This is a genomic window from Micromonospora sp. NPDC049274, from assembly GCF_040678875.1.
Lineage (GTDB): Bacteria > Actinomycetota > Actinomycetes > Mycobacteriales > Micromonosporaceae > Micromonospora.
The window spans coordinates 178,963-205,012 of record NZ_JBFAQS010000005.1 but is presented as its reverse complement, the minus strand read 5'-3'; the positions used below and the strand labels follow the sequence as shown (position 1 = coordinate 205,012).

Below are 26,050 nucleotides of genomic sequence, written 5' to 3'. Positions count from 1 at the left end.
CTTCTGCCTGCTTGGAGCACGTGATGCGTACCCGTCGACTCAACCGCCGGCCCATCCGCCGGACCTGCCTCGATCTCGCCCACACCGACCCCGACCAGCAGTGCCCCTACTGCGCCCCCGACACCGCTGTCGACGCGATCCTCGCCGCCGCGCTCGCCCGGCACGCCGAGATCGCCGCCGACGACGCCGAAGCGTGGGGGTGGGCAGCATGAATCCTCAGCTGTGGTCCTGGCTCCTGATGGCCGTCGGCGTCACCGGCCTCTACCTCGCCGGTAAGCGCTCCTGGACCGGCTGGGCCGTCGGCCTCGCCGCTCAACTCCTGTGGCTGGCCTACTCGATCACGACCGAGCAGTGGGGCTTCCTCGTCTCCTGCTTCGCCTACGGCGCCATCTACATCCGCAACCTGGTCGCCTGGCTCCGCCCCACCCCGCCGACCGCGACCAAAGCGGAGGTGACCGAATGCGCCGCGTCCTGAACGCCGATCGGCTGGAAGCCGTCGCCCTGGTCCTCATCCTCCTGGCCGTGGGCGGGATGGCCGGCGCCGCGTCGTTCACCCACGTCAAGGACTGGACCATGCTCCACGCCCCCGCCGGCACCGGGGACTGGTTCGGCTGGTCCAACGCCGTCATCTCCGAACTGACCCCGGCCGCCGCGCTGCTGGTCATCCGCCGACGCCGCCGTCACGACCCGGAAGCCTCCGTGCTCTACCCGCTGGCAATCCTGATCGCCGCCGTGGCGCTGTCCTTGGCCGCGCAGATCGCCGTCGCCAACGACAGCTTCTCGTCGCGGCTGCTGTCATCGGTCCCAGCGCTGGCGTTCCTCGCGCTGTCCAAACTCGTCCTCAACGGCGCACCGGCTCAGCCCTCGCCAACTCAGCCCACGCCGGTCCCGGCGCAACAGCCCGCCGACCTCGCTCCGGTCACCGTGCCCGCCGACCCGACTCCGGCCGCCGTGGTCCCGACCCCGCCGACGCCCACCCCGACACCGATCGGACGCCCCGCGTTGGTGTCGTCCGTCGTCCAGCCGCCCCGCAACGGCCACGTCTTCACCTCGGAGGTGACCCGATGACCCGCACCCAACTCGCCCGCGTCCAAACCCGCCGCCCCACCGCCGTCAGCCGCCGGATTATCGGTACCCCCGCCGAAGTCGCCGCGACCGTCGCCCTGGTCCGCGACTCCAACCGGCTGCTCTCCATGAGCGAGCCCCAACTGATCCCCGGGGACTCCCGGGTGACGGTCACGGTGCGGTTCCTCGACACCACCCGACCCACACCCGCCCCGACCCGCCGGGTCAACCGCGGTCGAGTCGCCGCCGCGATCGCCGTCCCGACCGTGGGCGCCCTCGCCGCTGTCGGCTACCTCGCCGCGCAGCTCGTCCAGACGATCCGGGCCGCGTTCCCCGCTATCGCGGGCGGCGTCCTGGTCCTGATCGTCATCGCCCTGCTCCTGCGCCGCTCGGGTCGCTGCTGCCCCGGTCTGCACTGCCCCGGCTGCGGCCACTGACCGCCATGGCTACCGGCTGGCCCACCTACTGCGCCCGCTGCGGTGGGTCAGCCACCGCCCTGATCGAAGCCGGCCACCCCGGTACCGGCCGCTACCGCGCCGAAACCGCCTGCGCCCGGCACACCGCTGCCGCCCACCGCTGGGCCAGCACCGCCGGCCCGACCCGCACCACCCCGATCGGTGACACCCAACCCGCCCTGTTCGATTTCCCGGAGGTGACCCGTTGACCGCCCCGACCCTGCCCGGCCTCGCCCCCGACGCCACCACCGAACCCACCCCCGCCCCGGCTGTCCCGCCGGCGAGCGGGTCCCGTGCTGCCCGCCTCGCTCTGCCCATGTCCCGTCAGGTGCTCACCGAGATCGCCGCCGAGTACGGCGTCTGTCTGCGCCCGGTCACCCTGCGCCGCACCGACCTGCACACCGGCCAAACCGAAGTCATCGACCTGCCCTGCGGCTCCACTCGGGAAGACAAGTGCGAGCCGTGCGCCAAACGCGCCCGCCGGCTACGCCAAACCCAGATCCGGGAAGGCTGGCACCGCACCGACGAACCCGCCCCCGCACCCAACCCGGCCACCGACGCTCAGCGGGAGCTAATTCTCCTGCGGGCGCACCTAGAATTCGCCCGTGATGAGGCCCAACGCGCCGCGCAGTTCGAGCAGGTACCGGGCATTGACCACGCCATCGCGGAGGTAGAAGAAGCCATCGCCGCCGAAGGGCTGCGTGGGCAGGTCGCCCCACCTCACGACGATGACGACTCCGAAGGCGCCCGGCGCAAGCGGTCCACCAAGCGTCGCCAGGACGCCCCCGACCTACCCCGCAAGAAAGTCGAACGCCGCACCGTGGGCAAGGTCTACACCGCCCCGGACGGCACCGAACACCGCCCGTCGATGTGGCTGTCGCTCACCCTCGACAGCTACGGCCGCGTCCGGCCCGATGGGACACCAGTCGACCCGGACAGCTACGACTACCGGCGGGCCGCCTGGGATGCGGTGCACTTCGCCCGGCTCCTCGATCGGTTTTGGCAGAACCTGCGCCGCTGCGCTGGCTGGAACGTCCAGTACGCCGGGTGCGTCGAGCCGCAGCGCCGTCTGGCGCCGCATGGTCACTTCGCCATTCGGGGAACCATTCCTCGGGCGATGCTGCGGCAGGTCGCTGCCGCCACCTATCACCAGGTGTGGTGGCCGCCCGCTGACGAACTCGTGTACTCCCTCGATCGGCTGCCCGTCTGGGACAACGACCGCAGCGAGTGGATTGATCCCGACACCGCAGAGCCGCTGCAGTCGTGGGCTGACGCCCTGGACCTGATCGACGCCGACCCCGACGCCGAACCCGTCCACGTCGTCCGCTTCGGTCGGCAGGTCCACGCCGAAGGCGTCACCCCCGGCACCGTGCACGCCGACCGCACCATCGGCTACATCACGAAGTACATCACCAAAAGCGCCGCCGACTGCCATAAGACCGACACCAACCGCCAGCGCGAGCACCTCGACCGGCTCTGGCACCAACTCCGGGTGACACCGTGCAACGAGCGGTGCGCCAACTGGCTGCTCTACGGTGTCCAACCCAAGAAGGCACACGGACGGCTGCAAGCGGGACGCTGCAAAGGCAAAGTCCACCAACGGGCCACCCTCGGCATCGGCGGCCGACGCATCCTCGTCTCCCGCGACTGGTCCGGAAAAACCCTCGCCGACCACCGTGCCGACGCTCGGGCCTGGGTCCGCAACCTTCTCGGCATCACCACCGGCGCCGACGACTCCGACCCCGCCGGCCCGGACCAACCCGCCGCCTACGCCTGGGAAATGGCCCGCCCCGACGACCCGGACATCCCACCCCTGCAACACCGGCTCCTACGTGCCCTGTCCCAACGGGCCCAGTGGAAAGCCGCTCTCAACGCCGCGAGAACCAGAGCCGATGAGGTCTCGGCCTCTGCGCCGATATCGCTGCCCACCCTTACGTCCTGAGCGGAGGAACATCGTGGAATCCGTCTTGTCTCTCGTTCCCCGTCAGCGCTCCACCACCGGCGACGCTGCTCAGTCGAATCGGCTCGTACGAGCTGCCGACAGTCGTGCCGTCTACACGGTCGCTGAGGTGGCCGGGCTGCTGTCCCTGTCCCTCGGCAGCACCTACGCCCTGGTGCGTGAGGGTGAGATCCCCGCTCGCAAGCTGGGCGGACGGTGGGTGATCCCGAAGGGCCGTTTCCACTCCTGGCTCGATGGCACCGACGCGGAGGAGTGTGCCTGATGGGATTCGTTCGGAAGACTCCCGCCGGCCGTCAACGTGCCTGTTGGCGTGATCCGGCCGGCAAGCAGAAGTCGAAGACCTTCCGCACGAAGAAGGAAGCCAACGCCTTCCTGGCCGAAGTCGAGTCGGCTCTGAATCGGGGAACCTACGTCGCACCCGACGCCGGCCGGCTCCACTTCGCCGAGTACGCCGAGAAGTGGCTTGCCAACCGCAACGACGAGAAGGCCACCGCCGCCCGTGATGCCTCGATCATGCGCAATCACGTTATCCCGCGCTGGGGCACGGTTCCGCTGGCAAAGGTCGAGCACTCGGCCGTGCAAGGCTGGATTACCAGCCTCGGGGAACGGCTCTCCCCCGCCACGGTGCGCGAGTGCTACCGCCTGACCTCCGGCGTCCTGCGCACGGCCGTTCGTGACCGGCTCATCGGGTTCAACGCCTGCGAGGGTGTCCGTCTGCCTCCGCGCCGACGGTTGGACACCGACGATCAGGTCATCTCCCGCCCGGAACTGTTCAGCAAGCTACTGCCCGTCGTGCCCGATCGGTACCGCGCCCTGGTCGCCTTCGCCGCCGGCACCGGGCTTCGATGGGGAGAATGCGCCGGACTCCGCTGGGACGCCGTCGACCTGGACGCTGCCGTCGTCCGCGTCGTCCGGGTGGCCGAGGAGGTCTCCGGGTACGTCAACCTCAAGCCGTATCCGAAGTCACGAGCTGGCCGCCGGACGGTTCCGCTGCCGCCGTTCGTCGTCCAGGCGCTGATCGAGCATCGCCGCACGGTCGAGCCAGGTGCGGATGGCCTGATCTTCGTCACTCGGACCGGGGAGGCGGTGCGTCGTGGCACGTTCCGCGCTCGGGTGTGGAAGCCATCGCTACAGCGGGCGGGCCTTCCGATGGGGCTGCGGTTCCACGACCTACGCCACTCGTACGCGACGTGGCTGGTTTCCGATGGCGTTCCAATCAACGACGTTGCCAAGGTGATGGGTCACGAGCAGACATCCACCACACTGAACCGGTACACGCACTCCACCGGGGAACGTGACCGCCGGGTGCTGGCATCGTTCGCTGCCTTCTCGCTGCCTCCGGACCAGCACTGATCGATGGAAACGACTCAAGGCCCCTCAATCGAGGGGCCTTGAGCTTGTCATATAGAGGGTGGGCGATGCTGGTATCGAACCAGCGACCTCTTCGGTGTGAACGAAGCGCTCTCCCACTGAGCTAATCGCCCTCAGCGCCACTGACTCTACCCGATCGTGGAACCGGACCGGAAATCCGGGGTCAGTGCGTCGCGAGATACCGCATCGCCTCGGCCACCACGTCGATGCCGAAGCTGACCTTGAGGGAGAGCCAGACCACCACGCCCACGAAGACCAGGCCGACGGCACCGAGTACGAAGCGCAGCGGCAGCGACTGTCGCGTCACCCACTGCGTCCAGCCGTGCACGTGTCGACGCGTGAAGCCGAGCAGCCGGCGGGCCCAGTGGTATTCGACGGCCCAGATCCCGAGGCCGGCGATGACCAGCAGCCAGCCCGGCCCGGGTAGCGGGATGAGGGCGATGCCGATGGTGACCACCAGCGCGCCGGCGATCGCGATGAAGATCTTGAGGGCGATCCGGCCGGTGGGGTTGGCCCGGATCAGGTCGAGGGTCGTCGAGATGCGGTCCCGCCAGCGTGGGCGGCGCGGCGGCTCTCCGACGACGGCGACCCCGCCGGGGCGGCCGGCGTCGGGCGTCGACCGTCCGGGTCGCTCGGGCTGCTCCATCGGCACGTCGTACCCCCGCTGTTCGGCTGCTCGGACCGCGACCTTCGGCGGACCGGACGCTGCCACCGGATCCACTGAGGATCGGTTCGTGACCATTTCACCCCCCAGTGTCGCTCGGGCCCGTCACTGCAACGGCCGACTGGACGTTACCGGAGTAAGTCGACGACTGAGCCACCCGACGCCGGGCGGAATCACGCACTGGGCAGAACCGGAAATCCTACCTGAATGCTCACATTCACGCGGCCTTTCCGTCCCCCTTCCCACCACTGGGTGAAGTCAGCGTATGGCGGAGCGTAGCCAGGAGTAGCACCTGAGTATGGGAAAAGCGGGACACGCGCGTTCCGCAGCGGTGCCGGGGGGAGAACGTCCATGAGTGTCATTCGACCGACGACCGTAGAGGTCGAGACGTCGCTAAGGCTCGTCGCACCTGACGCCACCGCCTTGCCGGTGCGTGCCAGTCTGCGTTACGACCCTGCTGACCCGTATGCGGTCCATGTCCTGTTCCATGCCGAATCGGCAGGGGGCGAGGCGGTGAGCTGGTCGTTCGCTCGCGAACTTCTGGTCACCGGCCTGGACGAACCGGCAGGCATCGGTGATGTGCGGGTCTGGCCCTGGGCCACACCGCGCGGTGACTTCGTCGCGCTGGCCCTCTCGTCACCGGACGGCAACGCCCTCTTCGAGGTGCCGCGCAGCGTCCTGGTGCGTTTCCTTCGACGCACGTACGTCGTCGTCCCGCGCGGCCGTGAGGCCGAGCACCTGGATGTCGACACGGCGGTGAACCGGCTGCTCGCCGGTCGCTGAGCACCGCCCGAACGGCCAAAACCGGCCAGACGGGGCCGCGCGGATCTGCCGAGTCCGCGCGGCTCCGGCATACCCGGGGGTACGCGGGCAGCCCGACCCGGGTCGGCCGGCAGCCCGCCCAGCCGTGGCCGGCCGGCGCCCAGCCGTGGCCAACCGGTCCTCAGCCGTGAAGGTCCGGGGCTCAGCCGTGGGTGGTGATACCGCCGTCGACCGGGATGACCGCGCCGGTGAGGTACGCGCCGGCCCGTGAGGAGAGGTAGATGGCGGTGCCGGCCATGTCCTCCGGGCGCCCGATGCGGCCCAGCGGCACCTGCTGCTCGATGGCGGCCCGGCTCGCCGGATCGTTCAGGGCGAACGCCATCATCTTGCTCTCGAACGGGCCGGGCGCGATCGCGTTGACGGTGATCTGCTCGCCGGCCAGCTGGTGGGCGAGGCCGCGGGTGAGCATGTGCACGGCGGCCTTGGTGGCCGAGTAGGCGTACACCTCCATGGACGGCACCCGAATGCCGTCGATGGACCCGATGTTGATCACGCGGGCGGGGTCGTCGGCGCTGGCGGCGGCGCGCAGCGTCGGCAGCAGCGCGGTGGTGAGCCGGAAGACGGCCTTGACGTTGACCGCCCAGAGCTTGTCGAAGGCGGCCTCCGGGTAGTCCTCCAACGGTGAGCCCCAGGTGGCCCCCGCGTTGTTGACCAGAACGTCGAGACGGTCGACGCGCTCGCGGACGGCGGCGGCCAGCGTCTCGGCGCCCGCGTCGGTGCCCAGATCGGCGGGGATCGCCTCGCAGTGGCCCTCGGCGGAGAGTTCCTCGGCGACCGTCGCGCAGACGTCCGCCTTGCGGGACGAGATGATCACGCGGGCGCCGGCCCGGACGAAGCCCTGGGCGATCATCAGCCCGATCCCCCGCGACCCGCCGGTGACCAGAACCGTCTTACCTTCGACCGAGAACAGCTGCGTCATGCCCATCCCATCGGGTGTCGGCGGGTCCGCCGGGCGGTCGGGCGGACGGCGGACGCCAGGCGGGCCACGGACCGCACAGCGCTACCGCCGGGTAACGTAGCCCGGCCGTGGGGACCGCGACAAGCCGCGACACCGCCGCGTACGGAGATCGGGATGCGGTGACCTGCGGTTCGGGCTACCGTCGCAGACGATGGTCTCCACCGATCCCTCCCCCGCGCCATCGATCGGAACGGCGTCACCCGTACCCGACGAGATTTCCACCTTCGCGCTGGCCGACCTGGCCGGTGACCCCGGCTGGCGGCGGCCGGTGCTCGTCGAGCGGGAGCTGTTGATCCTCACCACCCGGGGTCACGGCGACGCCGAGCTGGATTTCCACAGGCTGCCCTGCCGACCCGGGACGCTGCTGCGGGTCCGCGTCGGCCAGGTGCTGCGCTGCGCCGGCCCGCAGTTCGACGCGACTGTGGTCGGCTGGACCACCGGAGCTCTGGACGGCCTGGCCGTCGACCCGGACGCGCCGCAGACGTGGCGACAGTTGGCCGGCGAGGACGAGGACGCGGTGATCAACGAGGTGAGCCAGTTGGCGGTGGATTGCCAGCGGCACGGCGCCGGCCCAGCCGGTCGTGCGCTGCTGCGCCACCAGCTCGCCGTGCTCCTGCTGCGGCTGTCGCTGCCTGGTGCGCCGGGTTCCGGGCACCGGCCGGAGGTCGAGACGTTCCAGCGGTTCTGCCGGGAGGTCGAGCACGGCTACCAGGTGACCCGACGGGTCGAGGACTACGCCGCCGCGCTCGGCTGCTCGGTGCGGACCCTGACCAGAGCCTGCCTGGCCGAGACCGGTCGCAGCGCCAAACAGGTCATCGACGAGCGTGTCGCGTTGCAGGCCGCCCGGCTGCTCGCCGCGAGCGACCACCCGATCGCGCAGATCGGCCGCGAGCTCGGGTTCTCCGAGCCGACCAACTTCGGTCGCTTCTTCACGCGCGAGATCGGGGTCAGCCCCGGCGCGTTCCGCGCTGCCCGCGATCAGCCGCACGCCGGCCGGGTCGTCCGACCCCGACCGGCGCTCGAGCCGACGGGCGCCAACGGTGGGCGGTTCCGCTCCGGCACCTCCGCCGACCCGACCAACGGCGGTCACGCCACGCGGTCGGGGATGCCCGGTGGGTCGGGCGGCGGCACCGGGCGGGCATGATGACGAGGTGCAGATCTCCGCGCGCGGCGACTACGCGGTACGGGCGGCGCTGAGCCTCGCGACCGCGTACCCCTCGCTGTTGTCCACCCAGGCCATCGCCGCCGAGCAGGACATGCCCCGCAAGTTCCTGGAGGCGGTCCTGGCCGATCTGCGCCGGGCCGGCATCGTGCGCGCCCAGCGCGGCGCCGAGGGCGGCTACACCCTCGCCCGTCCGCCCCGCGAGGTGACCGTCGGCGCCGTGTTGCGCGCGGTGGAGGGCCCCCTCGCGGGCGTACGCGGCCTGCGCCCGGAGGAGACCCGTTACGAGGGAGCGGCGGAGAACCTGCCCGGCCTCTGGGTCGCGGTACGCGCCGCCGTCCGGCGGGTGGTCGACGAGGTGAGCCTCGCCGAGATCGTCAGCGGGCGGCTGCCCGCGCACGTCCGCAAGCTCACCGCCCTGCCCGACGCGTGGGAGCCCCGCTGACACTGGTCACAGGGTGTGGATGACGTCGGCCGTGGGCAGGCGGGGCAGCCGATCGCGCCAGGCGTCCGGGCCGGGGTGGCCCACGTTCATCAGCAGCAGCGCCTCCTGCCGCCCGTCGGGAAAGAACTCCCGGGTCACCCCTGCGGCGTCGAACCCCGCCATCGGTCCGGCGGCCAGTCCCGCGGCGCGTACGCCCACCAGCAGGTAGCCGATCTGCAGGGTCGCGTTGAAGCGGGCCTGCTCCGCGCGGGCCGCCCGGTCGGCGAGCCAGTCGCGGGCCTGCGGCCGGTGCGGGTACAGCTCGGGCAGCCGCTCGTGGAAGTCCACGTCGGCGGCGAGCACCGCCACCAGCGGCGCGCTGGCCGTCTTCGCCCGGTTGCTCGACGACACGTGCGGCAGCAGCCGGGCCCGCGACTCCGCCGAGCGCAGCAGCAGCACCCGCAGCGGCTGCCCGTTGTACGCCGTCGGCCCGTACCGGATCAGGTCGTGGATCGCCGCGACCTGGGCGTCGGTGACCGGCTCGTCGGTGAACGTGTTGGCCGTGCGGGCCGCCCGGAACAGCAGGTCCTGGGCGGCCCGGTCCAACGCGAACAGGTCGGCCGCGGCGGGCGCGGTCATGCCGGCACCGCCGTGGCGTAGCGGCCCTGGTGGCGTACCAGCGGTCGGCCGTCGCCGCCGTCGCTCAGGGCGAGCGGTTCGGCGATCACCAGCGTCTGGTCCCCGGCCGGGACGCGGTGCACCACCCGGCAGAGCAGCCGGGCCAGCACCCCGGTCAGCAGCGGCACCCCGAACGGGCCGGGTGTCCAGTCGGGGTAGGCGGCGAACCTGTCGATGCCACCGGTGGCGAAGACCGTCGCGGCTTCCCGCTGTGCCGCGGCCAGCAGGTGGATCGCGACGTGCTCGGCGCGGGCCAGCACCGGCCAGCTCGACGACGCCACGTCGAGGCAGAACGAGACGAGCGGCGGCTCCTCCGAGACCGAGGTGAACGAGGTGGCGGTGAACCCGGCCCGGATCGGCGCGCCGATCCCTCCCAGGCAGGCCGGGTCGGTGGCCCGGGCCACCACGGTGACGACTGTGACGCTGGTGGCCTGTCGCAGCAGCACCGCACGGAACAGGTTCCGGTCCACCGGTCGCAGCTCGGCGGCGGCGTCCGTGGCCGGACGCTCCACGGTGGTCATGCCGACGCCAGGGGCGGCACGGCGTACGAGCTGGCCGGTCGAGGCAGGCCGTTGGCGGGCGTGCCGGTGCGCAGGGTCATCGCGAGGGTACGCGGAAGGGCACGTCGGGGTGGGGACATGAGAGGTCTCCTGATCTGTCGCACGGTGGGTGTGCAGGGCACCCGGGTCAGGTGCCGGAGGCACGCCGCTCCGCGGTGAGCGGGCGAGCGGTGAGGGTGCGGCGACGGAACCGAGCCGGGAGAACCGCTCAGCTCAACAGAGCGCGCTCGCGTGCCGGACGAGGTCGACGTGCACGCAAGCGATGAGGAGGAGCTCATCCCGCTGCGACATGACCTCATGCTGCCGCTGGTGGGATCGACCGGTCAACGGCCTTCCAGAAGGTGGGACTTCCATCGGCGCCGATGTTGCGATCTGCCCCGAGCAGTGTTTACCGCCACGCAAGACCTATCTGATGGATAGGGATTGCCGAGCGGCGCCACGTCACCGTCCACCGGGGACGCCGAGAGGGTTTCGGAATTCGCCCGTTCGGGAATGTTCGATCTCGACACGGCAGGGAACGGTGACGAGGGGAGTCCTCCGATGGGCCTCATGTTTCGCAAGCGCAAGAAGATCGGTCCGCTGATCCTGAACTTCACCGAGAACGGCTTCTCCTCGTGGAGCATCAAGATCGGGCGCTGGTCCTGGAACTCGAAGGCCCGGGCACACCGTGTCGACCTGCCGGGTCCGCTGTCCTGGAAGCAGGACAAGTCCCGGTCGTAGCGTCCCGGGAGTCGAGCGGGGTGCCGGTGATTCACCGGCACCCCGCTCGGCGTCTGCGCCGCCGACCCCACCGTCCTGGCCCCGTCGATCACGCTCTCTCGGTCGACGTGCCGCGTGGATTACCCCTGACCCCGGGGCAGAAGTGCACGATCGCGGAGGGGCAGGCCGCTCAGGGCGTGGGGGTGATGAGTTCGTCGCCGGCGAGCCGGCCGGTGTCGCGTTCGCGGCGGACGTCGCCCGCCTTGACCAGGTCGGCGAGCGCCTGGTTGGCGTCGGCGGCGCGGTAGACGGTCGCGGTGAGGGTGTGCCGGCGCAGCTCGGTGACCGGCCGCGGCCCGCCCAGGCGCAGCTCGGCCAGCAGCTTTCGGGCCAGTGGTCGCAGGGCTGGCGCCCCGGTCACGTCCACCGGCGGGGCCGCCGGATCGGCGGGGTCGCGGTAGCGCACACCGAGTTCCGCGCCGACCGTCCACAGCGCGTCACGAACCGCCTCCAGGCTTCGATCCGAGCGGCTGCCGAACGCGACGACACCGGCCGCCGCGCCACCCGTCACGTCGGCCGCGTCGGCCGCGGCGGCCAGGTCTGTCACGGCGGCCGCGTCCGTCCCGTCGGCCAGGTCTGTCGCGTCAGCCAGGTCTGTCGCGTCAGCTGCCGTGTCGGCCGTCAGCACCGGCGCCACCTCGGCGACCAGCGGAAACCCGGCGGCGACGAGGGCCGCGCGGGTGGTGCTGCCGGCGTGCAGCAGCACCTCGCCGGTGCGGCCGTTGGTGGCGGCACTGAGCAGGGGCGGGGGCACCTCGCCGGGCACGTCCAGGAAGCAGAACAGCGGCGACCCGGCCGCGCCGGCCGCCTTCACCGCGACCGGCAGCCGGTCCGGACCGCCGGGCAGCAGGTGCACGGTCACCTCGGCCGGCAACTCCGCCTCGATCGGCCCGAGCCGGACCGGCAGGTCGGCGGCGTCGTCGGCCAGCACCAGCACCGTCACCTGGCGGCCGCGCACCTGGGCGGCGTGGCCGGCGACCACCCGCAACACCGCCTCCGCTCCGCCGCCGTCGGCACCAGCCCACGCCAGCGCGACGGTTGCCCGGCGGGAGCGGTGCAGGGCGGCGGGCAGCCAGGTCGCCACCTGGCGGACCAGCAGTTCACGGAGGAAGTCGGTGGTCCGGTTGGTAGGCATCGGTCCGTTCTACCCTATGGCCGATTCACGCCGGGACGGAGATCCCCACTCCACCGCGGGTCTGACCGCCGTACCGCTGCCGCTCGGCGGCCAGGTCGAGCCGGCCGATGCGCTTGCGGGCGGCCAGCGCGCCGTCGTCCAGCCGGTCGGCCGGGACCAGCCAGACCACCTCGAACTCCAGTCCGTCCGGGTCCTGCCCGTAGAGGCTCTTGGTGGTGCCGTGGTCGGACGTGCCGACCAGCGCCCCGGCGGCGGCGAGCCGCTCGGCGGTAACGGCCAGCTCGTCGAGGGTGTCGACCTCCCACGCCAGGTGGTAGAGCCCGACGGTGGCCCGGCCGGCGGTGGATCGTCCGGCGGCCGCGCCGATCTCGAACAGGCCGAGGTCGTGGTCGTTGGTGGAGTCGGGGGCCTGGAGGAAGGTGGCGCCCCGGAAACCGTCCGGGGTCATCGCCACCGGGCGGAAGCCCAGCACGTCGCGGTAGAAGGCGACGCTGCGGGCGAGGTCACTGACGTAGAGGACCGCGTGGTTGAGCCGGTGGATACCCATGACCCGAGACTAACGCCATTTAGTTGAGCGTTCAACCATTGCGGGTATGATGGCCGTCATGACTCGCTGGTTGAACCCCGACGAGCAGCGCACCTGGCGGGCGTTCCTCGCCGCCTCCCGGGCGCTGATGGACACGCTCGACCGTGACCTGCAACGCGATGCCGGCATGCCGCACGCCTACTACGAGATCCTGGTCCGGCTCTCCGAGGCCCCGGGTCGGCAACTACGGATGAGCGACCTCGCCGAGGCCGCGGGGTCGTCGCGCAGCCGGCTCTCGCACGCGGTGGCCCGCCTCGAGGCGGCCGGCTGGGTGCGCCGCGAGGACTGCCCCACCGACCGGCGCGGGCAGATCGCGGTGCTCACTGACGAGGGTTTCGCGATCCTCGCGGCCGCGGCCCCCGGCCACGTCGAGGGGGTACGCCGACACCTGTTCGACGCGTTGAGCCCGGCCCAGGTCGACCAGTTGCGCCGGATCAGCGAGACGTTGGCCGAGCACCTGACCAGATCCTGACCGATCGGCACCGGCGCGGGTCTTGTACTTACCGTCGTCGGATGAGCACGATGGGGCGTGTCCTCCGGCTTCGACGAGTTGACTGACCAGGCGCACCACCTCGTGTCCACTGGCGACGTGGCCGGTGCGCAACGGCTGCTCTCCGACGCGCTCACCGACGCCGACCCCAGCCCGGCCAACGCCACACCCGATCTGGCCGAGGCGGCCAGCCTCCAGGCGCGCGTGCTCGTCGCCCTCGGCGAGCCGCACTCCGCCCGAGGCTGGGCCGCCTTCGCGTACGCGGCCACCACCCGGTTGCACGGCCGCTCCGACCCGCGCACGGTTGCCGCCGCGGCTACCCTGGCCGCCGTGCTGCACCGGGTGGGCAGCCACTCCCGGGCCGCCCGGCTCTACCAGGAAGTCATCATCGAGCTGACCGCGCAGGACGGCCCCGAGTCGCTGCGAGTGCTGGCCGCGCACGCCGACCTCGCCACCGTCGAGTACGCCCGCGGCCAGTGCACGGTGGCCCGCGACCGCCTTCAGGACGCCTGGGAGCTGCACCGCGAGGTGTACGGCGACGGTCACCCCAGCGGCATCAAGATGCTGGCCCGGCTCGGTGCCATGCAGCGCGACTGCGGGCAGTTCGCCGAGGCGCACGACAACCTGGCGCTGGCCCGCGAGTTGTGCCGGCAGCACCTGGCCGCCGACGACCCACTGGCCCTGCAGGTGGCGGCTCTCGCCCGGGCGGCGGCCAACCCGGACCACGTCTGCGTGGACGACGCGCCAGCCGACCGGGACGCCCCGGTGGTGCCGGCCGCGCGTACCGCGCCGCACAGCGACCGGCCGGTCGAGTCCGCCTACGACCCGCCCGCGCCCCCACCACACCAGTTCGATCCGGAGGTGACCGGTCCGGCCGACCGCCCCGACGAGGGCCGGGCCGGGCACGGGGTCGGCGCGGTGCCGAGCCCCCGGGTCCCGGCCGACGAGCCGGACGGGTCGTCGGGCTTCCGTTGGCCGCCGGACCCGCCGGACGACGAGCCGGCCCCGCACCCCACCGTCGGGCCGGTGCCCCCATCGGTGGCCGGGTTCACCGGCAGCGAGGAGGCGTACGGCGTCTACCGGCTGCACCGCCCCGGCGCGTCGAGTCAGCCGGATCAAACGGCCCCGCCGTACGCGCCGCTGGAGCCGTACACACCGTCCCGGCTGTTGCCGGTGCCCGTGCACCGCGCGCCGACACCGCCGCGCAACCGGCTGGTGCCGGTGCTGGTGGCCGGCGTGGTCGTGGTGCTGCTGGGCGCGGCGGCGGTGATCGCCGGGGTGGCGCGGGTCGGTGACGGGGACGACCCGTTGCCGGGGCCTACCAACGGCTCCCCCAGCGCCGGCCCGACCGGCGCGGGCAGGCCGACCACCAGCGGTGGTCCGGCCGGCACGGCCCCGCCCGTGGCCGCACCCGGCACCCCGCCCGGCACGGTGAGCCTGCGCGACAACCGGGACAACATCGCTCTGCGCTGGACGTACCCGGCCGGCGGCGAGGGGCCTGTCGTGGTCTCGGCCGGCCGGGCCGGGCAGGAGAAGACGGCCATCGCCACGCTGCCCGCCGGCACCGACAGTTACATCGTCTACGCGCTGAACCGCGCCAACGACTACTGCTTCACCGTCGCGGTCGTCTGGTCCACCGACACCGTCGCGAGCGCCGACCAGGTCTGCACCCGTCGCCGCTGACCCCCGGCCGGCTGGCCACCCTGGTCATGGTGTGTGGACCGCCGGTTGGCGCTCGTCCTCGGGCGGGAGTGCCGGCAGCAGCAGGCACACCCGCAGCCCCGACTGGTCGTCCGCGTCGGTCAGGGTGATGGTGCCGCCCGCGCGGCGGACCAGCTCCCACACGATGGCGAGACCCAGGCCGGCGCCGCCGTCGTCGCGGGCCCGGCCGTCGTCCAGCCTCGTGAACCGGTCGAAGACCCGTTGCCGATCGGCCGCCGGAATCCCCGGGCCGTCGTCGGTCACCGTCACCAGGTGGTACGCGGCCTCCCGGTGCGGCTCGGCCGTGAGGATCACGCTGCCCCGCGCGTGGCGGACCGCGTTGTCGACGAGGTTCGACAGCACCCGCCGCAGCTCGGCCGCGTTTCCTGCCGTCCACAGCGGGCCCGCCGCCGGCACGAGGAGCACCGGCGGCGAGGGATAACGGGCGGCGACCTCGGCGACCAGTGCGCCCACGTCGACCGGGCCGGTTCCCCGGGCCGATGGCATCTCGTCCAGGCGGGCCAGCAGCAGCAGATCGTCGACCAACCGGCTCAACCGGTCGGTGTCGGCGAGCAGGTTGACGGTCACCGTCGTCCAGTCCGTCCGGTCGGCGAGCCGCTGGGCCACCTCGAGCTCGGTACGGATGTTGGTGAGCGGGCTGCGCAGCTCGTGTGCCGCGTCCGAGACGAAGGCCCGCTGCCGGTTCCGCGCCGACTCCAACCGGTCCAGCATCCCGTTGAGGGTGACCGCCAGCCGATGGATCTCGTCGGCGGAGGCGGGCACCGGCAGGCGGCCCCCGGCCGCTCGGCCGGTGATCTCCTCGGCGCTTCGGCGCAGCGCCTCCACGGGCCGCAACGTCGCACCGACCACCCGCCACGCCACCCCGGCCAGGATCGCCACCAGCAGTGGGAAGGCCACCAGCAGGATGGTCCGTACCACGTGCGTGCCGCGCCGGACGTCGGCCATCGACCGGGCGACCAGGACGGTGAGCGGGTCGGCCGCCGTGCCGGCGGGTACGGCGACCACCCGCACCGGCCCGGCGAGTCCGGCCCGCTCCGCCGGCACCACCAGACGCTGACGGTGACCGGTGTCCAACCGCTCGGGGCGGACCATCGGAACCAGCCGGTCCGCGTCGATCGAGGCGGCCCGGATCCGACCCTGCGCGTCGATCACCTGGACCCGGACCTGCCCACCGGCCACCGGCAGCGGGTCGGGCAGCGCGTCCTCGGCGGCGAGCAGGGCGACGGCGTCGGCCGTCCGGAACGCCTCGGTGTCCACCGTGCGCTGGAGCAGGAAGCCGAGCGCGCCCAGCAGCACCGCGCCGCCGAGGGCGAGCCCCACGGTGAGGCCGACCACGCCGAGCGCCATGAGCCGTCCCCGCAGACCCAGCCCGCGCAGACCCCATCCGGGTAACCGGCGGACGCGGCGGCGGCCCGGCGGATCGGCCGTTGTCATGTAGCCAACCGGTAGCCAGCGCCCCGGACGGTCTCCAGCCGGTCCCGGCCGAGCTTGCGGCGCAGGTAGCCGACGTACACCTCGACGACGTTGGGTGCCGTCTCCAGGCTGGCGTCCCACACGTGGTCCAGCAGCTCGATCTTGGAAATCACCTGGCCGGGGCGACGCATCAGGTAGTCCAGCAACGCGAACTCCCGCGCGGTCAACGCCACCTCGGCGTCGGCGCGGGTCACCCGTCGGCGCGCCGGGTCCAGCCGCAGGTCACCGACGCTCAGCACGGTGGGACGTTCCGGCGCTCCCCGGCGCAGCAGGGCCCGCAGGCGGGCCAGCAGCACCACGTACGAGAAGGGCTTGGTCAGGTAGTCGTCGGCGCCGCAGTCCAGGCCGTCGGCCTGGTCGTACTCGCCGTCCTTGGCCGAGAGCATCAGGACCGGCAGCCAGTGCTGCTCGGCGCGCAGCCGGCGGACCAGCTCGTAGCCGGACAGCCCGGGAAGCATCACGTCAAGGATCATCGCGTCGTATCCGCCGTGCCGCGCCGCGTCCAGGCCGGCGGGACCGGTGGCCGCCACGTCGACCGCGAACCCCTCCGCCTGCAGGCCGCGTTGCAGGGCGGCCGCCAGCCGGGCCTCGTCCTCCACCACCAACACCCGCACGCCTCAAGGGTGCCACCCGGGTCAAAGCCGGCGTCCTCAGCGCTTTCACAGGGCCGAGGAGGCAGGATGTCGGGCAGGAGGTGCCACCATGTCCGTCCTGAGAAGCCGTCCCGTTCTGCGCTGGTTGGTCCCGGCTGCCGCCGGTGTCGTCGTCATCGGCGGAGGTGCCGCAGTCGGCACGTTCGCCGCCGAGGCGGAGCCGAGCCTGCCGCCACGTACCGCCGCCCAGCTCCTGGTGGATCTTCAGACCTCCCGGTTGGAGGGGTTGTCCGGGACTGTCGTGCAGCGCGCCGACCTCGGTCTGCCTCCGCTGGTCGGGCTGATTCCCGGCAACGACCTGACGAGCCTGCTGACAGGTACGCACACCCTGCGGGTCTGGTATTCCGGCCCGGAGCGGCAGCGCCTCGCGCTGCTGGACACCCTCGGCGAGCAGGACGTCATCCGCAACGGCCGGGACGTGTGGACCTGGGAGAGCCGGGGCAACACCGCGCGCCACCGCACGCTGGGCGACGCGGGCACGACCGGGAAGCCGGGCCACGCGGCGACGCCCAGTCTCCCCGCCACCCCGCAGGAGGCCGCCGACCTGGCGTTGGGCGCGATCGACCCGAGCACCGAGGTAAGCGTCGGTCGCTCGGCCACCGTCGCCGGGCGGGACGCGTACGAGCTGGTGCTCCAGCCGCGCGACAGTGACTCGCTGGTGCACCAGCTGCGGATCGCCATCGACGCGAAGCAGCACGTGCCGCTGCGCTTCGAGGTGCTCGCCAAGGGCAGCGACCAGCCGGCGTTCGAGATGGCCTTCACCCAGGTCGACTACCGGCACCCCGACGCCGACCAGTTCGCCTTCAACCCGCCGCCCGGGGTGACCGTGACCGAGGAGACCGCCGAGCGACCGTCGGCGGGCCGGCCGGCGCAGGCCGCGCGGGGCGGGAACCCGCAGGTGCGTGCCGTGGGCGAGGGCTGGGCCACCGTCCTGGTCGCGCGCCTCGACGGGACCCCGGGCAAGGCGGCCGCCGGTGAGCCCGCCGGCGCCGCGCCGCCCGCGGACGTGTCGAAGCTGCTCGGCGGGCTGCCGGCGGTCAGTGGGGACTGGGGCAGCGGCCGGCTGCTCACCAGCAAGGTGTTCACCGTCCTGCTCACCGACGACGGTCGGGTGCTCGCCGGAGCGGTCACCCCCGAGCGGCTCTACCAGGTCGCCCGCGGCTGACGCCTCGAAGCTCCCACGCCGGGTCGACCAGATGGTCGGCCCGGCGTTCGGCTTGTGTGACCTGAATCGGGCCGGTCGGCTTGGTGGCAGCCGCCGCAGCGCGCTATCTTCAACAATTCGAGGGCACAAAAAAGAACGGCATAAAAGCCGTTCCTGCAAGGCATTCTAATCTTTAGGGAGACGGCTTGTCAAGGCACTCCGGCGGTACCGGCGAATTGCCGCTCGACGACGAGATCGGCCGCGAGCAGGAGTACGTCTCGATGCTCTACGACCGGCTGGACGGGCTGCGTGAGCAGGCCGCCCACCGGCTCACCGACGCGCTGCGCAGCACCGGCGGCACCCTGCAGGATCGCTCTCAGCGCGACAGCTCGGTGGCGATGTACGCCGACCAGGTCGAGCAGTTCTCCGCCGTGGAGAATGGCCTCTGCTTCGGCCGGCTCGACGGCGACGACGACTCCCGCCGCTACATCGGCCGGATCGGGATCTTCGACACCAGTGGTGACTACGACCCGCTGTTGATGGACTGGCGGGCCCCCGCCGCGCGTCCGTTCTACCTCGCCACCGCCGCCAACCCGCAGGGCGTACGCCGGCGGCGGCACCTGCGCACCCGCCAGCGCAAGGTGACAGGGCTCAACGACGAGGTGCTCGACATCGACAGCGCCTCCCCCGGCGGGCACGAGGAGCTGACGGGCGAGGCGTCGCTGCTCGCCGCCCTCAACGCCGGTCGGACCGGCCGGATGCGCGACATCGTGGAGACCATCCAGGCCGAGCAGGACGGGATCATCCGCGCCGACCTGCCCGGCGTCATGGTGGTCCAGGGTGGCCCCGGCACCGGCAAGACGGCCGTCGCGCTGCACCGCGCGGCGTACCTGCTCTACACACACCGGCGGGAGCTGTCCAGCCGTGGTGTGCTGCTGGTCGGCCCGAACGCGACATTCCTGCGCTACATCTCCCAGGTGCTGCCCACGCTGGCCGAGACGGGCGTGCTGCTGCGTACCCAGGGTGATCTGTTTCCGGGGGTGAGCGCCCAGCGCGTCGAACCGGCCGAGACGGCGGCGCTCAAGGGCCGCGCGGTGCTCGCCGAGGTGCTGGCGCTGGCCGTGCGGGACCGGCAGTGGGTGCCGGACGAGCCGCTGGAGATCGAGGTGGAGCGGGAGGTGCTCACCCTCGACCCGGAGACGGTCCGCGCCGCCCGGGACCGGGTGCGCCGCACCGACCGGCCGCACAATCTGGCGCGGGCGCTGTTCGACGTGGAGATCGTGCACGCGCTCGCCGACCAGGTGGCCGAGCGGATCGGCGCCGACCCGCTGGGCGGGGACAACCTGCTCGACGAGGCGGACCGCGCCGAGATCCGCCGCGAGCTGCGCGAGGAGACGGAGATCCAGGCCGCCCTCGACCGGCTCTGGCCGGTGCTCACCCCGCAGCGCCTCCTCGCCGACCTGTACGCCGACCCGGACCGGATCGCCGCCGCCGCGCCGATGCTCACCGACGACGAGCGGGCTCGGCTTCATCGCGAGCCGGGTGGCTGGACGCCCGCGGACGTACCGCTGCTGGACGAGGCCGCCGAGCTGCTCGGCGAGGACGAGCGGGCCGCCGCCGCCCGCCGGGACCGCATCCGCCTGATGGAACGGGAGTACGCCGAGGGCGTTCTGGAGATCGCCCGGGGTTCCCGCTCGATCGACGTCGAGGACGAGGCCGAGGGCGGTGAGATCCTCGGCGTGACAGACCTGATCGACGCCGACCGGCTGCTGGAGCGGCAGGAGGAGGCCGACCGGCTGACCACCGCGCAGCGCGCCGCCGCCGACCGGACGTGGGCGTTCGGCCACGTCATCGTCGACGAGGCGCAGGAGTTGTCGCCGATGGCGTGGCGGCTGCTGATGCGCCGGTGCCCCAGCCGGTCGATGACGATCGTCGGGGACGTGGCGCAGACCGGCGCGCTCGCCGGAACGCCCTCCTGGGCCGACGCCCTCGCCCCCTACGTGGCGCAGCGCTGGCGGCTGACCGAGTTGACCGTCAGCTATCGCACGCCGGCCGAGATCATGGCTGTCGCCGCCGACGTACTGACCCAGATCGACCCGGCGCTGCGACCGCCGCGCTCGGTGCGGGAGAGCGGCGTACTCCCGTGGGACCGCGCGGTGCCCGACGAGCAGCTCCCCGCGGAGCTGGTGTCGGCGGCGACGCGTGAGGCCGCGGGGCTGGCCGAGGGTCGCCTCGGCGTCATCGTGCCGGCGAGCCGTGTGGACGCGCTCGGCGCGGCGCTGACCGCGGCGCTGCCGGAGGCCACGGTGGGCGAGCACCCGGAGCTGGAGAGCCGGGTGGTCGTGCTGACTGTCGCGCAGGCCAAGGGGCTGGAATTCGACTCGGTGCTGGTGGTCGACCCGGACCGGATGGTGGCCGAGTCGCCCCGCGGGCGCAGTGACCTGTACGTCGCGCTCACCCGAGCCACCCAGCGCCTGGGCGTCCTGCGCCCCACCACCTCATGATCGACGGGCCGGGGGACGTGCGGCGCCCCGCGAACGGGGCGCCGCAGCGCGTCAGTCTCCGGCCTTGTCCCTGATGGACTTCGCCGGCCCGGTCGCCGACGTGGACTGATCGCTGGTGCCGCCGCCCATCGGCGTGCTCAGACCGCCTGTGGTGGCGTCCCCGGTCGTCGTCGGGGCCACCTTGCCGGGGTGCCGCTCCGGCTGGCGGGCCACCCGGCGCACGCTGGCCGGGCCGGCCGTGCCGCCGGTGGTGGTCACCGCGCCCTGGCCACCGACGGGGCCGCCGTCGCGCAGCACCTGCGGATCGATCCGCTCCTTCGCCGGGTCGAACGGGTCGTCTCGCTGGATCTGGCTCTCGATGTCGGTACGGGGCAGAGTCACCTCGTCGAGGGCGCCCTCGCCATACACGCCGCCCGCGATCCGGTTCTCGGCCTGCCGGGCGGCGTCCTGCCGCATGTCGTCCTCACGCACGTTCATCACCTCGCAGAAGCTGTGGAACTGACAGCGTGCCCGGTCACCCGTCGGCCAAACCCGCAGCGCGCCCGCCGAGAGGGAATCGGACATCCGGCGCAATGGGCCGCCCGGCACGGGTGCCCGCACTGAATATCAAGCGGCCCGGCCGCCGCCGATTCTTTTCCGGCCGGAGGACGTGTTACCTGGTCGGCGGCCTCGGGTAGTCGGGGGGTGTCCCCGCCGTGAACGCGAACCGTGCCGTGGCCGAAACGCGGTAGCGGGGCGAGGGAACGCAGGTACGACTCATCGCATCCTGAGGAGGACCAGATGAGCACGCAGGCTGCTTCCACCCGGCCGATGAACCGGCCGATGTCGGACGTGCAGAACCCCGCTTCGATGCGGGAGACGCAGCAGATGCCGGCAATGCACGACGGGCACCGAGACCCGATGCCGTCGCCGGGCACGGAGACCAAGCAGGCGTTCCTGACGACGGAATTCTGGGTCTACGCCGCTGCCGTCGCGCTCGTGGTGATCGCCGCGTTCTGGAAGGGCACCACAGCGAACGGGCTGAACATCAACGACCCGAACCGGGCCTGGCTGTTCCTGACCATCCTGACCGGTGGTTACCTGGTCAGCCGTGGCCTGTCGAAGGCCGGCTCGCAGCGCCGGTCCGGCAAGGAGCGGAGCATGCGCGGGCGTTGACGCCGCCGCACGTGAACAGTGGCCTCCGGGAGACTTCTCCCGGAGGCCACTGCCGTCGTGTGTGGACCGCTTACTCGTCGCCGCCGAAATCGCCGAAGTCGCCGCCGAAGTCGCCCTCGAAGGCGTCCTCGATCAGCTCGCCGGCGACCATGCCGCCGGCCACACCGAGCGCCGCGCCGGCCACCATGCCACCCATACCGCCCATACCGCCGTGCCCGCGGCCGTGGCCGTGGCCGTGCCCGTACTGTGAGCGCAGGTTGCCGTAACGGGACGTCGTCTCGCGCAGCCACCCGTCGACGACCTGCGCCCAGTCGACGCGGTCGACGTCGGCGTGGGACACCTGGTAGCGGCCGAACGCGTCGTGGCCGGCGCTGAGGAAGCCGCCCCGCTTGTCACACTCCAGGATCACCTCGACACCGCGCTGGCCGGTCACGAAGGTCAGCTCGACCTCGTTGATGGTGCCCGCGTACTGCGGGGACGCGAAGAACTCGATCTCCTGGTAGAACGGCAGCGTCTGCTGCACGCCCCGGATGTGACCGCGCTCCAGGTCGGCGTGCTTGAACCGGAAACCGAGCCGCTGGAACGCCTCCAGGATCCGCTCGTGCACCGGCAACGGGTGCACCGCCACGTGGTCCAGGTCGGTCTTGTCCACCGCGCGGGCCACCGACAGCTCCGTCCGCAGGCCCATCGTCATGCCGTGCAGGCGCTGGCCGTACACGTCGGTGATCGGGGTCTCCCACGGCACCGGAAGCTGGAACGGGATCGACAGCTCCTGCTTGGGCGCGAGCTGGAACGCGCCGCTCACTGCCATCCGGTGAAACTCCATGGTGCCCGCGTACTCCGTGTCGTGGCCCTCGACCTCGACCCGCGTGACCAGACCGATCACCACCTGCTCGATGACCGCCGGGCTGTCACCGCCAACGAGGTTGACCTGACCGTCGAGGGTCAGGCCGGGCCTGGTGTTGGGGTTGGTCAGCACGGTGTCCACGCTGGGACCGCCCACGCCGAACGCGCTCAACATCTTCTTGAAGACCATCGGAACTCCTGTGCGACAGCCGACCGCTCCAGGTTGGAGTCGGACGTTGACTCGACGGGCACCCTATCCAGCACCCCTGTGAGATGGCTGTGAAGCGCCGCGGCTGCGCAGCGTGGCAGCTAGATCGACTCGGGTTCCTGGAAGTCGGGGCGTCCCGCCGAAGAGGACACCCCGATTTCCAGGAACCCGAGTCGATCAGACTCACGGGTCGACGATCACCAGCTCGCCGACCTGTTCGCCGATCGTGGTGCGGGCCTCGGCGGGTATCCCGACGTCGGTGATCAGCACGTCGGCCGCCTCCAGCGGGGCGATGGTGGCGATGCCTATCGTCTCCCACTTGGTGTGGTCGGCGAGCACCACGAGCCGGCGGGCCGCGCCGATCAAGCACCTGTTGACGCCGGCCTCCAGCAGGTTCGGCGTGGTGAATCCGGTACGCGGGCTGATCCCGTGCACGCCCAGGAACAGCAGGTCGACGTTGAGGGCGCTGATCGCGGCCTCGGCCACCGGGCCGGTCAGCGCGTCCGACGGGGTACGGATGCCGCCGGTCAACACGACAGTCTGGTCGGCGCGCGGGTTCTGGTAGAGCGCGTCGGCCACCGGGATCGAGTTGGTCACCACGGTCAGCCCGTGCACGTCGGAGAGCAGGGTGGCCAGCGCGGCGGTGGTCGTCCCGGCGGACAGCGCGATGGCCATCCCCGGCTCCACCATCGTCGCCGCCCGCTCGGCGATGGCCCGCTTCTCGGCCTGCTGGCGGATCGACTTCGCGGCGAACCCGGGCTCCTCGGCCGAGCCCGGCCCGGCGAGGGTCGCGCCGCCGTGGACCTTGTCCACGAGGCCACGCTCGGCCAGCGCCTCCAGGTCACGCCGGATCGTCATGTCGGACACGCCGAACCGGCTGACCAGGTGACTCACCCGCACGCCGCCGCGCTGGCGAATCAGATCGAGGATGGCGGTCTGCCGCTGCTGGGCGAGCATCGAGGGAACCTCCTTCGTACCGTGACTGTCGTCAGAATCAGGTCCGATCCTCACGGACGACCGCCACCTCACCGGCCGGTAGGGTCAGCTCACCCGCGCATCGGGTCCCGGTCAACAACTCGTCGCCGTGCGCCGCGAGCCGTACCTCCGCGTCGGTGTGGTTGATGACGAACAGCCAGCTTCGCTCACCGTCGCGCCGTCGTACCACCTCCACCCCGGTCGGCGCCTGGGCCGCCGGGCGGACGCCGGCCTCGTCGAGCAGCCGGGCGACGAGCCGGTCGGTGGCCGGCTCGTCGAGGCGGGTGCCGACGTACCACGCGGCACCCGCGCCCACCGGCCGCCGGGTCAGCGCCGGCACACCCGGCAAGGGCCCGTCGGTGTACGACGCCAGCACCTCGGCGTCGTCGGCGTGCAGCCACTCGGTCCACACGTCTGCGGTGCCGCCGTCGTCGAGCCCGACCCGCTCGCCCTCGCGCAGTGGGAAGAACTCCTCGGTCCGTACGCCCAGCAGGTCCCGGAACGCGCCGGGGTAGCCGCCCAGCCGGATGTGGTCGTCGGGGTCCACGATGCCGCTGAAGTAGGTGACGGCAGCCGTGCCGCCGGCCTCGACGAACCGGCGCAGCGCGTCAGCGTCGGCGTCGCGGACCAGGTAGAGGGTGGGCACCAGGACCAGGCGGTAGCCGCTGAGGTCGGCCGACGGGTGCACGATGTCGGCGGTCACGCCGGCCCGCCAGAGGGCCCGGTAGAGGGTGTTCAGCCGGTCGTCGTACCGGATGTCGGCGCTGGGGTGGGAATCCAGCTCGACTCCCCACCATGCCTCCCAGTCGAACAGGATGGCCACGTCGGCGTCCACCCGACTGCCGCGTACCTCGGCGAGGGCCTTGAGGTCGGCGCCGAGTTGGCAGACCTCGCGGAACACCTTGGTGTCCGGCCCGGCGTGCGGCACCAGCGCGGAGTGGAACTTCTCCGCGCCGGCCCGGGAGGCCCGCCACTGGAAGAACAGCACGCCGTCGGCGCCGCGGGCGACGTGCGCGAGGCTGTTGCGTCGCAGTTGGCCGGGGAGCTTGGCCACGTTGCGCGGCTGCCATTGGACCGCACTTGTGGAGTGCTCCATCAGCAGCCACGGATCGCCGCCGGCGACGCCCCGGGTGTGGTCGGCGGCGAGCGACAGACCGAGGTGCGCCTGCGGGTCGGCGGCGGTCAGGTAATGGTCGTTGGATACCAGGTCCACGTCGTCGGCCCAGGACTGGTAGTCCATGTGCTTGACGCCCATGCCGATCATGAAGTTGGTGGTGACCGGCTGGCGGACGAGTGTCTTCAGCACCTCGCGTTCGGCGCGCAGTTGGGCGCGCAGCTCGTCGGAGGAGAAGCGCAGATAGTCGAGTTGCTGCGTGGGGTTGGCGAAGGCGGTCACCGTGCGCGGCGGGTTGATCTCGGCCCAGTCGCCGTAGTGCTGGCTCCAGAAGGCCGTGCCCCAGGCGTCGTTGAGCCGATCCAGGTCGCCGTAGCGTTCCCGCAGCCACCGCCGGAACGCCTCGGCGCTGACGTCGCAGTAGCAGTGCGCGTTGTGGCAGCCCAGCTCGTTGGAGACGTGCCACATGACCACTGCGGGATGCTCGGCGTACCGGCCGGCTACCGCGCGCACCAGCTCCAGGGAGCGCTCGCGGAACACCGGGGAGCTGGGGCAGTACGCCTGCCGGCCGCCCGGCCAGAGGATCGTGCCGTCGGCCTCTCGGGGCAGCATCTCCGGATGCGCGCGGGCCAGCCAGGGCGGCGGGCTGGCGGTGGCGGTGGCCAGGTCGACCTGGATACCGCCGTCGTGCAGGAGGTCCAGCACTCGGTCCAGCCAGCCGAACTCGAACCGGCCCGGGGCGGGCTCCAGCAGAGCCCAGGAGAAGATGCCGACGGAGACCAGGTTGACCCCGGCCCGGCGCATCAGCTCGATGTCCTCCGACCAGGTCTCCTCGGGCCACTGCTCCGGGTTGTAGTCGCCGCCGAAATAGATGCCGTTCCCCTGCCATCGCCGCATGACAGGTGAGGGTGCACCCGCCGCCGCACCGAAGTCAACAGGTTCCAACATCGACTTTCTTTACAACGTTTACCGCGTAACAGCCGTATCACAACTGGGTTATCGGAGGCGAACGGCCCTCTTGACAGCGGCCTACGGAGGGGTAGCTTGAGGCCCCACTGGCCGATCGTGTTCGCCAATGTGGATTCTCGGTGGATCACGATGCGTATTGACATGGCCGGACCCGCTCACCCACCACCCTGACGGCCCTCGGGCGTAGCACCTCTTCAT

Annotated in this window: 30 protein-coding genes and 1 tRNA gene; 17 read left to right on the top strand and 14 right to left on the bottom strand. The window is 72.0% G+C overall.

Annotation, left to right across the window (positions count from 1 at the left end; all coding sequences use genetic code 11):
* The first annotated feature begins 23 nt into the window (after nt 1-23).
* The 8 genes from AB0K10_RS12055 to AB0K10_RS12020 are packed head-to-tail and all read left to right on the top strand — an operon-like array spanning nt 24 to nt 4,833.
* Complete coding sequence (locus AB0K10_RS12055; protein ID WP_363682531.1) at nt 24-212, top strand: hypothetical protein; 189 nt, start codon at nt 24-26, stop codon at nt 210-212.
* Nucleotides 209-475: a hypothetical protein gene (locus AB0K10_RS12050; RefSeq protein ID WP_363682529.1), complete on the top strand. Its 267-nt coding sequence runs from the start codon at nt 209-211 to the stop codon at nt 473-475. Before AB0K10_RS12055 ends, AB0K10_RS12050 begins: the two co-directional genes overlap by 4 nt.
* Entirely contained in the window at nt 460-1,068 is a 609-nt protein-coding gene (locus AB0K10_RS12045; RefSeq protein WP_363682527.1) for a hypothetical protein, read from the top strand. Before AB0K10_RS12050 ends, AB0K10_RS12045 begins: the two co-directional genes overlap by 16 nt.
* On the top strand, nt 1,065-1,502 hold the full coding sequence (locus tag AB0K10_RS12040) for a hypothetical protein (RefSeq protein ID WP_363682525.1): 438 nt from the start codon (nt 1,065-1,067) through the stop codon (nt 1,500-1,502). The genes AB0K10_RS12045 and AB0K10_RS12040 overlap by 4 nt, the downstream gene beginning before the upstream one ends.
* A gap of 5 nt (nt 1,503-1,507) precedes the next feature.
* A complete protein-coding gene (locus AB0K10_RS12035) occupies nt 1,508-1,729 on the top strand; it encodes a hypothetical protein (RefSeq protein ID WP_363682523.1) in 222 nt (73 codons plus the stop codon).
* Nucleotides 1,726-3,462 carry a replication initiator gene (locus AB0K10_RS12030; RefSeq protein ID WP_363682521.1) on the top strand — a complete coding sequence of 579 codons (1,737 nt, stop codon included), beginning with the start codon at nt 1,726-1,728 and terminating at the stop codon, nt 3,460-3,462. The genes AB0K10_RS12035 and AB0K10_RS12030 overlap by 4 nt, the downstream gene beginning before the upstream one ends.
* A 13-nt stretch (nt 3,463-3,475) precedes the next feature.
* Nucleotides 3,476-3,742, top strand: coding sequence for a helix-turn-helix domain-containing protein (locus AB0K10_RS12025; protein WP_363682519.1), 267 nt, complete (start codon nt 3,476-3,478; stop codon nt 3,740-3,742).
* Nucleotides 3,742-4,833 (top strand): tyrosine-type recombinase/integrase, encoded by a 1,092-nt coding sequence (locus AB0K10_RS12020; protein WP_363682517.1) that lies wholly within the window; start codon nt 3,742-3,744, stop codon nt 4,831-4,833. The genes AB0K10_RS12025 and AB0K10_RS12020 overlap by 1 nt, the downstream gene beginning before the upstream one ends.
* A gap of 59 nt (nt 4,834-4,892) precedes the next feature.
* Here AB0K10_RS12020 and AB0K10_RS12015 read toward each other — a convergent pair.
* Together AB0K10_RS12015 and AB0K10_RS12010 are read right to left on the bottom strand one after the other, a co-directional pair.
* Nucleotides 4,893-4,964 (bottom strand) — tRNA-Val (locus tag AB0K10_RS12015).
* A 50-nt stretch (nt 4,965-5,014) separates the two neighbouring features.
* A complete protein-coding gene (locus tag AB0K10_RS12010; RefSeq protein WP_363682515.1) occupies nt 5,015-5,593 on the bottom strand; it encodes a TIGR02611 family protein in 579 nt (192 codons plus the stop codon).
* Nucleotides 5,594-5,866: 273 nt separating this feature from the next.
* Here AB0K10_RS12010 and AB0K10_RS12005 point away from each other — a divergent pair, with 273 nt between their 5' ends.
* A complete protein-coding gene (locus tag AB0K10_RS12005) occupies nt 5,867-6,298 on the top strand; it encodes an SsgA family sporulation/cell division regulator (protein WP_007457244.1) in 432 nt (143 codons plus the stop codon).
* 181 nt (nt 6,299-6,479) lie between these two features.
* On the opposite strand, the gene AB0K10_RS12000 is transcribed toward AB0K10_RS12005, so the two are convergent.
* Nucleotides 6,480-7,256, bottom strand: coding sequence for a RhlG family 3-oxoacyl-ACP reductase (locus AB0K10_RS12000; protein WP_363682513.1), 777 nt, complete (start codon nt 7,254-7,256; stop codon nt 6,480-6,482).
* Nucleotides 7,257-7,446: 190 nt separating this feature from the next.
* Here AB0K10_RS12000 and AB0K10_RS11995 point away from each other — a divergent pair, with 190 nt between their 5' ends.
* The gene (locus tag AB0K10_RS11995) at nt 7,447-8,439 is read left to right on the top strand and encodes a helix-turn-helix domain-containing protein (RefSeq protein ID WP_363682511.1); all 993 of its coding nucleotides are present in this window, start codon (nt 7,447-7,449) and stop codon (nt 8,437-8,439) included.
* 7 nt (nt 8,440-8,446) lie between these two features.
* Nucleotides 8,447-8,902, top strand: a complete 456-nt coding sequence (locus AB0K10_RS11990; protein WP_007457237.1) for an Rrf2 family transcriptional regulator — start codon at nt 8,447-8,449, stop codon at nt 8,900-8,902.
* Between the two features lie 6 nt (nt 8,903-8,908).
* Here AB0K10_RS11990 and AB0K10_RS11985 read toward each other — a convergent pair whose 3' ends face one another.
* From AB0K10_RS11985 to AB0K10_RS11975, 3 genes are read right to left on the bottom strand one after another with little or no spacing between them, the layout of a single operon-like run.
* Nucleotides 8,909-9,520, bottom strand: a complete 612-nt coding sequence (locus AB0K10_RS11985; RefSeq protein ID WP_363682509.1) for a malonic semialdehyde reductase — start codon at nt 9,518-9,520, stop codon at nt 8,909-8,911.
* A complete protein-coding gene (locus AB0K10_RS11980; protein ID WP_363682507.1) occupies nt 9,517-10,080 on the bottom strand; it encodes a flavin reductase family protein in 564 nt (187 codons plus the stop codon). The genes AB0K10_RS11985 and AB0K10_RS11980 overlap by 4 nt, the downstream gene beginning before the upstream one ends.
* Nucleotides 10,077-10,199, bottom strand: a complete 123-nt coding sequence (locus AB0K10_RS11975) for a hypothetical protein (protein ID WP_363682505.1) — start codon at nt 10,197-10,199, stop codon at nt 10,077-10,079. Before AB0K10_RS11975 ends, AB0K10_RS11980 begins: the two co-directional genes overlap by 4 nt.
* Nucleotides 10,200-10,659: 460 nt before the next feature.
* Between AB0K10_RS11975 and AB0K10_RS11970 the strand changes: the two genes are divergently transcribed.
* Nucleotides 10,660-10,839 carry a DUF4236 domain-containing protein gene (locus AB0K10_RS11970; RefSeq protein ID WP_007457220.1) on the top strand — a complete coding sequence of 60 codons (180 nt, stop codon included), beginning with the start codon at nt 10,660-10,662 and terminating at the stop codon, nt 10,837-10,839.
* A 169-nt stretch (nt 10,840-11,008) separates the two neighbouring features.
* Here AB0K10_RS11970 and AB0K10_RS11965 read toward each other — a convergent pair whose 3' ends face one another.
* Nucleotides 11,009-12,013 carry a hypothetical protein gene (locus tag AB0K10_RS11965; protein WP_363682503.1) on the bottom strand — a complete coding sequence of 335 codons (1,005 nt, stop codon included), beginning with the start codon at nt 12,011-12,013 and terminating at the stop codon, nt 11,009-11,011.
* Nucleotides 12,014-12,038: 25 nt separating this feature from the next.
* Nucleotides 12,039-12,560, bottom strand: a complete 522-nt coding sequence (locus tag AB0K10_RS11960) for a VOC family protein (protein WP_363682501.1) — start codon at nt 12,558-12,560, stop codon at nt 12,039-12,041.
* A 49-nt stretch (nt 12,561-12,609) separates the two neighbouring features.
* On the opposite strand from AB0K10_RS11960, the gene AB0K10_RS11955 reads away from it, so the two are divergent.
* Both AB0K10_RS11955 and AB0K10_RS11950 read left to right on the top strand, forming a co-directional pair.
* Entirely contained in the window at nt 12,610-13,071 is a 462-nt protein-coding gene (locus AB0K10_RS11955; RefSeq protein ID WP_363682937.1) for a MarR family transcriptional regulator, read from the top strand.
* 57 nt (nt 13,072-13,128) lie between these two features.
* Nucleotides 13,129-14,772, top strand: coding sequence for a tetratricopeptide repeat protein (locus AB0K10_RS11950; protein ID WP_363682499.1), 1,644 nt, complete (start codon nt 13,129-13,131; stop codon nt 14,770-14,772).
* A gap of 24 nt (nt 14,773-14,796) precedes the next feature.
* On the opposite strand, the gene AB0K10_RS11945 is transcribed toward AB0K10_RS11950, so the two are convergent.
* Nucleotides 14,797-16,158: an ATP-binding protein gene (locus tag AB0K10_RS11945; RefSeq protein ID WP_363682935.1), complete on the bottom strand. Its 1,362-nt coding sequence runs from the start codon at nt 16,156-16,158 to the stop codon at nt 14,797-14,799.
* An 83-nt stretch (nt 16,159-16,241) separates the two neighbouring features.
* The gene (locus AB0K10_RS11940) at nt 16,242-16,898 is read right to left on the bottom strand and encodes a response regulator transcription factor (protein ID WP_363682497.1); all 657 of its coding nucleotides are present in this window, start codon (nt 16,896-16,898) and stop codon (nt 16,242-16,244) included.
* An 88-nt stretch (nt 16,899-16,986) separates the two neighbouring features.
* Here AB0K10_RS11940 and AB0K10_RS11935 point away from each other — a divergent pair, with 88 nt between their 5' ends.
* A complete protein-coding gene (locus tag AB0K10_RS11935) occupies nt 16,987-18,102 on the top strand; it encodes a sigma-E factor regulatory protein RseB domain-containing protein (protein ID WP_363682495.1) in 1,116 nt (371 codons plus the stop codon).
* A 185-nt stretch (nt 18,103-18,287) separates the two neighbouring features.
* Nucleotides 18,288-20,585, top strand: coding sequence for an AAA family ATPase (locus AB0K10_RS11930; RefSeq protein WP_363682493.1), 2,298 nt, complete (start codon nt 18,288-18,290; stop codon nt 20,583-20,585).
* A 51-nt stretch (nt 20,586-20,636) separates the two neighbouring features.
* Here the strand turns inward: AB0K10_RS11930 and AB0K10_RS11925 are convergent, their stop codons facing one another.
* Nucleotides 20,637-21,056 carry a hypothetical protein gene (locus AB0K10_RS11925; RefSeq protein ID WP_363682491.1) on the bottom strand — a complete coding sequence of 140 codons (420 nt, stop codon included), beginning with the start codon at nt 21,054-21,056 and terminating at the stop codon, nt 20,637-20,639.
* Nucleotides 21,057-21,365: 309 nt separating this feature from the next.
* On the opposite strand from AB0K10_RS11925, the gene AB0K10_RS11920 reads away from it, so the two are divergent.
* Entirely contained in the window at nt 21,366-21,740 is a 375-nt protein-coding gene (locus AB0K10_RS11920; protein ID WP_363682489.1) for a hypothetical protein, read from the top strand.
* A 70-nt stretch (nt 21,741-21,810) separates the two neighbouring features.
* Here the strand turns inward: AB0K10_RS11920 and AB0K10_RS11915 are convergent, their stop codons facing one another.
* The 3 genes from AB0K10_RS11915 to AB0K10_RS11905 form a co-directional block, all read right to left on the bottom strand.
* Entirely contained in the window at nt 21,811-22,776 is a 966-nt protein-coding gene (locus tag AB0K10_RS11915; protein ID WP_363682487.1) for a sporulation protein, read from the bottom strand.
* A gap of 201 nt (nt 22,777-22,977) precedes the next feature.
* Nucleotides 22,978-23,751, bottom strand: coding sequence for a DeoR/GlpR family DNA-binding transcription regulator (locus AB0K10_RS11910; RefSeq protein WP_363682485.1), 774 nt, complete (start codon nt 23,749-23,751; stop codon nt 22,978-22,980).
* 37 nt (nt 23,752-23,788) lie between these two features.
* Nucleotides 23,789-25,780 carry a beta-galactosidase gene (locus tag AB0K10_RS11905; RefSeq protein ID WP_363682483.1) on the bottom strand — a complete coding sequence of 664 codons (1,992 nt, stop codon included), beginning with the start codon at nt 25,778-25,780 and terminating at the stop codon, nt 23,789-23,791.
* Nucleotides 25,781-26,050 lie beyond the last annotated feature (270 nt).